The sequence below is a fragment of the Desulfofundulus thermosubterraneus DSM 16057 genome, from assembly GCF_900142025.1.
GTDB classification, from domain to species: Bacteria; Bacillota; Desulfotomaculia; order Desulfotomaculales; family Desulfovirgulaceae; genus Desulfofundulus; species Desulfofundulus thermosubterraneus.
Genome location: NZ_FQZM01000006.1, coordinates 97,462 through 103,914 on the forward strand (window position 1 = coordinate 97,462; position 6,453 = coordinate 103,914).

The 6,453-nt window shown below is 52.8% G+C and carries 8 protein-coding genes and 1 other RNA gene; all 9 read left to right on the plus strand.

The window, feature by feature from the left end; genetic code table 11:
• Positions 1–220 precede the first annotated feature (220 nt).
• Positions 221–466: a hypothetical protein gene (locus tag BUA65_RS02970; protein WP_072867282.1), complete on the plus strand. Its 246-nt coding sequence runs from the start codon at positions 221–223 to the stop codon at positions 464–466.
• Positions 467–506: 40 nt separating this feature from the next.
• Positions 507–956 (plus strand): hypothetical protein, encoded by a 450-nt coding sequence (locus tag BUA65_RS02975; protein WP_084062000.1) that lies wholly within the window; start codon positions 507–509, stop codon positions 954–956.
• A 268-nt stretch (positions 957–1,224) separates the two neighbouring features.
• The gene (locus BUA65_RS18035) at positions 1,225–1,770 is read left to right on the plus strand and encodes an HD domain-containing protein (RefSeq protein ID WP_131821452.1); all 546 of its coding nucleotides are present in this window, start codon (positions 1,225–1,227) and stop codon (positions 1,768–1,770) included.
• A 157-nt stretch (positions 1,771–1,927) separates the two neighbouring features.
• Positions 1,928–2,383, plus strand: coding sequence for an SsrA-binding protein SmpB (gene smpB, locus BUA65_RS02985; RefSeq protein WP_072867284.1), 456 nt, complete (start codon positions 1,928–1,930; stop codon positions 2,381–2,383).
• A 10-nt stretch (positions 2,384–2,393) separates the two neighbouring features.
• Positions 2,394–2,746, plus strand: a transfer-messenger RNA (tmRNA) gene (gene ssrA / locus BUA65_RS02990).
• Positions 2,747–2,912: 166 nt separating this feature from the next.
• Entirely contained in the window at positions 2,913–3,185 is a 273-nt protein-coding gene (locus BUA65_RS19155; RefSeq protein ID WP_072867285.1) for a DUF4258 domain-containing protein, read from the plus strand.
• Complete coding sequence (locus BUA65_RS03000) at positions 3,182–3,385, plus strand: DUF2283 domain-containing protein (RefSeq protein ID WP_072867286.1); 204 nt, start codon at positions 3,182–3,184, stop codon at positions 3,383–3,385. The genes BUA65_RS19155 and BUA65_RS03000 overlap by 4 nt, the downstream gene beginning before the upstream one ends.
• Positions 3,386–4,093: 708 nt before the next feature.
• Complete coding sequence (locus BUA65_RS03005; protein ID WP_072867287.1) at positions 4,094–4,993, plus strand: ARPP-1 family domain-containing protein; 900 nt, start codon at positions 4,094–4,096, stop codon at positions 4,991–4,993.
• Between the two features lie 46 nt (positions 4,994–5,039).
• Positions 5,040–5,762 (plus strand): GIY-YIG domain-containing protein, encoded by a 723-nt coding sequence (locus tag BUA65_RS03010; protein ID WP_500683351.1) that lies wholly within the window; start codon positions 5,040–5,042, stop codon positions 5,760–5,762.
• Positions 5,763–6,453 lie beyond the last annotated feature (691 nt).

Sequence of the window (6,453 nt, forward strand, 5' to 3'; positions counted from 1 at the left end):
TTTCCGCGTCTTTGGCAGGCTCATCCGCTTTTGCGTTAGAGGACCGCAACCGTCGGCCTCCCCGGGACCCGGTCAGCGCGCTGACGAAGGTATGATTCAGGCAGGTGACCGGTTTCGCCCGGCTCAATGAGATGCTTTCCAGGGTGGCTGTTATATTGCAGGGCTTACCCCGCACCACCTATATCTGAACCTGACCAGTGGTACGACCTGCCTGCAATATATGATTTCCCGCATTCCCGGAGTCCTCACCTGTACCTGTACGGGTGTAACCACCGTGGCCATGATCGACCGGCGGCCGGCGGAAGAACAGAGGGAAAATCCGTTTGTGGTGGGGGAAATGGTTCTGGTGGAGTATAAAATGCGTGTTGCCGGCGGCGCCAAAACCGGGCGTACTTTAAAACTTAAAAGGCTGGGAGAGGCTATAAGTGCCGGTTATACCCTTGCAAGTGGTGCAATCCTTGAGTAAAATATGAGAAATCAACTTTGAAAGGGGCGGCATAAAAGCAGTGCAGGTGAAGATAAATCTGAACCGGGAAGAATACGAATTGCTCATTGAGATTTTTTATATCGCGGACTGGGTCCTGAATGCATACAAAACAACAGAGGATGACGAAATTGACCGGTATCGGGATCTGGAGCAGAAAATACTTTCCCGTGCAAAAGAATTTGGCTTGCAAAATATTGTCGAATGGGACCCTTCCATGCGTGTGTACCAGTACACCAGGGAGTTTGAGGAAAATAACCCCGCGATGGAATTTATCGAGGACTTCGAAGAAGATACTTTCTGGGATGAGCTGGTTGAACGCCTCAGTATGCGGGATTTAGTTGAAGAATACGGGGAAGAGTCTGTAATGGAAATGGACGTTTTTACCAGGCTGGAGAAGCTGGACAAGTACAGGGTAAAATACCTGGAGGAATTCGAGAAGAACGGCCTTCAAAACGTCCAGGTTTTTTGAGCGGTTTAGGGTGTTCATATGACAGGCATCTTATTACAATTAGATCGACTGGCCCGTACCCGCGGTCAGCAGGTACATTTGGTGGGCGGTTTTCTGCGGGATTTACTGCTGGAGCGGCCATCCCGGGATGTGGACCTGGTGTGCCCGGCCGGAGGGAGGAACTGGCCCGGGCACTGGCCGGGGCGGTGAGGGGCAGTTTTGTGCTCCTGGATCCCAGATTTTTCCGGAAATCAATCCCATGCGGCAGATGGAGCAGAATGGCCATCATGTGGCTAACGTGTGGGTGCACAGTTTAAAGACATTACAATGTTTCGAAGCCATTGTGAACTCACTTAATATAAATCATTCCGGCGGCCCATCCCGGTGCAGTCACGACTCCCGTGGGGAAGCGCAGACAGAGCACATTCAGCTGCTTGCCCTTCCCGGTTACCTGGCCGGCTCGGAGTGGGACTACCTGCGGAAACCGGTGACCCGCACCCGCAGCCGGATGCCGGTGGTCAAGCTGGCCTGCCTTTTCCACGACACCGGCAAGCTGGAAACACGGGCCGTGGGCGGCGGCGGGCGGTTTACCTTTTACAATTACCACACCGCCGGTGCCACCGTAGCGGCTGCTATCGGTGGCGGCTGCGCCTTTCCGGCCGGGAGGTGGACCTGCTGTCCTGGCTGGTGCGGGGCCACATGGACCCCCTCTTCCTGTACAAATCCCGCCCGGTCAGAGGCCGGGCGGCCTACCGCCCAGCGCTGTCCAAATTATTCGCCCCACCCGCTACCAGTGTACTCATGCGCAAAGTCAATTAGGTGGTGGGGAACTTGAACTTAGATTCACCAGGGTATGCTTCCGACCAGATAATGGTATTCACCGCTTGACAATTCCCCCCGGACTGTTATAATGGTGTTAAGAGCCGTATACCAGCAAATGCAGCCCGGCCGTTTTCCGGTAGGGGCTTTATTTATCGGCGTGGGAGGTGGTCATGGTGGGAAAGGTGGTCACGGTGAACAGGAAGGCCCGCCATGACTATCACATCCTGGAAACCTACGAGACCGGCATCGCCCTGACCGGCACCGAGGTCAAGTCCCTGCGGGCAGGGCGGGCCAACCTGCAGGACAGCTTCGCCCGCGTTGAAAACGCCGAACTGTTCCTGTATAATATGCACATCAGCCCCTACGACCAGGGCAACCGCTTCAACCACGAGCCCAAGCGGACGCGCAAGCTCCTGATGCACAAAAAGGAAATTCTGCGCCTGCTGGGGAAGAGCCGGGAAAAGGGTTTGGCCCTCATCCCGTTGAAGGTGTACTTCAACGACCGGGGCAAGGCCAAGGTGGAACTGGCCCTGGCCCGCGGCAAGAAGGTGTACGACAAGCGGGAAGATATGGCCGCCCGGGATGCAAAGCGGGAAATGGAGCGGGCCCTGCGGGGGAAGATGTAATATGTGACATGGGGGCGAAAGGTTTCGACGGGGGAAGCGGTGGCAGGAGAAGCGAGCCGGGGTTCCATCAGCCCGTAAAACGGTGGAAAAACAATAACTGCCAACGAAGAATACGCTCTGGCTGCTTAATTTAGCGGCCACATCCTACCCGGGTCCGGCCCGTGACGCGGGATAGGGTGTCAGACTAACGGGCTTGCCGCCGGGACGGTTCTCGGAGGCCCGGCGGGACAACAAAACGGGATAGCCCCTGCGGAGGCTGGCTGTGGCCGCCAAAGGGGCGAAAGTTAAAACACAGCCTGCGCTCGGAGAAACTCCTGTGGCTGTTCTTCCGGACGGTGGGTTCGAATCCCCCCGCCTCCACCAGGAAACAATAACAGACACCCGGAAGGTTACTTCATTTCGGTGTCTGTTTTTGTATATTGGGTAATGTTGCGGGTTCACTCCAAAGCAAGCCGATTGCTCAATAAGACCGGAGCGCTTAATTGACGCATTTATTACACGTTTATATCAATGTTACGGGGGCTTTTAAATGCCGGTCAAATTCATATTTAGCAGGCATGCTTTACTGGAGATGAAAAGAAGACAAATTGATGAGGCTATGGTTCTTAGAGTACTCAAGGCACCTGAACAGGAGGAGTATGTACGTCCCGGGAGGAAAGTTTTTCAATCCAAAATACAACTTGGGGAGCCGCGTAAAACATATTTACTGCGGGTTTTTGTGGATGTGGATCGAAAACCGCCGGAAGTGGTTACAGTATACAAGACCAGCAAATTGAAAAAATACTGGAGGGGAAAAAATTGAAAGTAACCTATGATCCCCATACGGATTCCCTGACCATTGTTTTCAGTAACAGGCCAGTAGCTGAAAGCGATGAGGATAAGCCTGGGATAATTATTGATTATGATGAAGATGGAAACCCGGTTGGAATTGAAATCCTTGATGCATCCAAGCGTATAACCGAGCCTGCTGGCATCGAGTTTCATCTGCTTCAAGCAAAGTAGATAGCCCCTTCAGGAGGCTGGCTGTGGCCGCTAAGGGGGCGAAAGCCAAAACACAGCCTGCGCTCGGAGAAACTCCTGTGGCTGTTCTTCCGGACGGTGGGTTCGAATCCCCCCGCTTCCACCACTCAAATCCACAGTTATCTTAAACAACACTTTAATTTTTTCTTTGGTTGCGATAACCTTTTCCATAAACTGCTGGACGAGGGGCTTTAAGTGCTCTTCGTCCTTTTCGTTTTTGAATTGCTCGTAAATGGCTCGAGATATCGTTCCACCGGGCCGTGAGCGCGCGGGGGGCAGGGTGTAGGAGAAAAGGATGGGGCGGCAGAAATAGCTATGAGACCGGGAAACATTTAAAGAGTCTGCCTGACTCAGTGCTAATTGAAAGTCAGATTTCCGGCAGCCATAACGTTTTTCTAATCAGAAGTGCTTTCCTCAGAACTGGCGTGAAACAATTCTAATGTATTATGAGTTGGATGTAAACAAGGACATAGACGCTAAGGAATGGAAGGGATATGTTAATCGAATTCAAGAGGCAGTTTCAGGATTCGCTTCACAAGGCAGCAGGTCTTTAATTGTTATAAAGGGGAGTAATAATCATTTTTATTATATCAACCCCTTGACAACTTAACTCAAATTTAAATATTACTGACTTAAAGACGCGGCCTTACTGTCCGAGATAGCAAGTTTCTGTAAAGAAAAAGCCCGCACTTGGCACAGGACCTGTTCGAGGTGGGGGAGATAAGTGAACTCGGAAGCGTAAATGAAATCCTTGTGTTGAACAAAAGTGACTTTGCCGTCCTCATCCTGGATGGGGAAATCCTGACGGGAGCGAAGCAGAACCGTGTGGTGAACGCCAGCGTTCTGGTGAGTCTTAAGGAGATGAAAACATTGGGGCTTGAAGTGATTTGTTTTATCCCGTGCTGCTCCAGCAAAAGCGTGGGAGGTGGGGTGGAAAGGCCGCCTTACGTCTGGCCCGGCAGCGGTCTGGAGCGTGCCTGGGTCCGTCTGGAGGTGGCCCGCCGCGGGATGGAGCACTGCATTGAAGGCAATTCCAGGCCGACACCAGCGATGCATCTTTACAACGGTAGTTTCTATTCCGCTTTTGATGCCGGGCTGGCAAGACAGCTTATTTATTCCGGAAAGCTCCGGCTATTTATTATATCAGCCGGCTATGGCGTGCTGGATGCCTTTGAACCCGCCCGTAATTATGATGCTGAAATGAAGGGTAGGGTGGCCAGGTACTGGCGTGAAGCCGGTTTGGCCGATATTATCGGCGACATCTGTCTGGTCCTCAGCCCCCAGCGGGTTTACGGCTTTTTTGCCGGCGAGCCGGGCTGGTCCGGTTCCGGGGCAAAATACCGCTATTTTTTTACTGAGGGGGTAAAAAAAGCTCTTAGCTCCGGTTTCAAGCCTGCCCAGGCGGGCTGCTTCTATAGGGAAAGTGGTAGGGGAGTTACTGCAATACTCGGGGCTCTGGGCCGTGCCTTTTCCAGATGGCTTTCCAGCGGACCAAATTGCGATATGATTGTCGAAGCGGCAAAAACGAACGGTTTGAGGGACGGCGGAATTATAATCAGGTATCAGGATTTTCTGGCGGCCGGGGAGTAGCGCCGGGCTTAGAAATTCCCGGGCTATCTTAAGGGGGTGGCGGTTTGTGGATATAAAGAATTCTGCCAAGGTTATCAGGGATTTAGAGAGGTTTTATGCGGTTTTGAATACGATCAGAGAGCATGTCGGCGGCGAGCGACGCCTATCAGAGTGCAGCGGGCGGATGGGTTGGCCCCGGCGGGGAGTATATTTCTTTTTCGAACCTGGAGAGAACAGGTGCTCCGGCGCGGGGCTAAGTTCCGGCACCACCCTTTGGGACCGCCTGCGGACTCACCGGGGCGTTCTGGGGGGAGGCGGCAACCACCGGGCTTCGATCTTCCGACTTCATGTCGGGACAGCTCTCCTGGCGAGGGGAGATTACCCCGATGCAGTCAGGTTGAGCTGGGGCAGGGGCAGCTCCGCTCCGAAAGAAGTGAGGCGCGCCGAACACGGGTTGGAATGTGCGGTAAGCGAGTACATAGGAAAGATGCCTTTCCTCTGGCTGAAGGTCGATGATGAGCCCGGGCCGGCGAGCACGCGCAAGTACATAGAGCGCAATGCGGTGGCGCTGCTGAGTGCAGCCTCCAGGTTACATATTGATCCCCCGTCAGAAGGCTGGCTGGGCTACAGCTGCAGGCACGAGGCGGTCAGGGCATCGGGCCTGTGGAACGTGGATCACGTCTTTGAAGAATACGACCCGGATTTTCTTGATTTATTCGAACGGCTGGCCAGCGGAAAAGTGAGAATAGATACTCGTCCTGCAGGAGGTAACGATGTTAAAAAGAGATGAAGTTTTAAAGCGGCTGGATGCCTATGACATTCAAAAATATCCGGCTTCCGTTTACGATGAGCTGGTAGTTGAACAACGCCCATATCCTGGCAGAATTAAAATCCTTGGCGCCTGGAAGACGGGGTGTTTGAGAGCTGGTGGTCAGGGGAGAGAGTATGTTGGTGAACCTCCCCCGGGACAAGCCCGGGGGATTCGTCCCCCCAGCACTCAACACCCAAGTTAAGTTGGTACTCAGAAACTGAGTGTTACAATGGGTGTTGAGTGCTGGGTCTTACGCTTTCCTCGTGAGCTACATCCCGGCATTTGCCGGGAAGGCCCGGTCCATAGGCGTCTACTACTCATCGTAGATACGTTTTAAGATACAGTCGCAAAACCCCCAGCTAAATGGCAGATATTAACATAGCCCAGGGAAAATGCTACTCCCTGCCATGGATGAAAATGGTCTTCCACAGCAACTCATTATGATCACATGTAAAATGACTAAAAACAGGGATAATCAATAAAAACTACCCTCCCCGCCAGGAAAACAACCAAAAACGTCGAATATCCAACTATGGCTGATGACTTCTACCCGGGGAGGAAAACCTCATGTACAGGCCATCAAAAGAAGAGCAACTCTCCTTCTATCATCCGGACCTGATCTTGTCCCGGATGTTCGGGGAAGACAACTTTTATCACCTGTTCCGGGAAA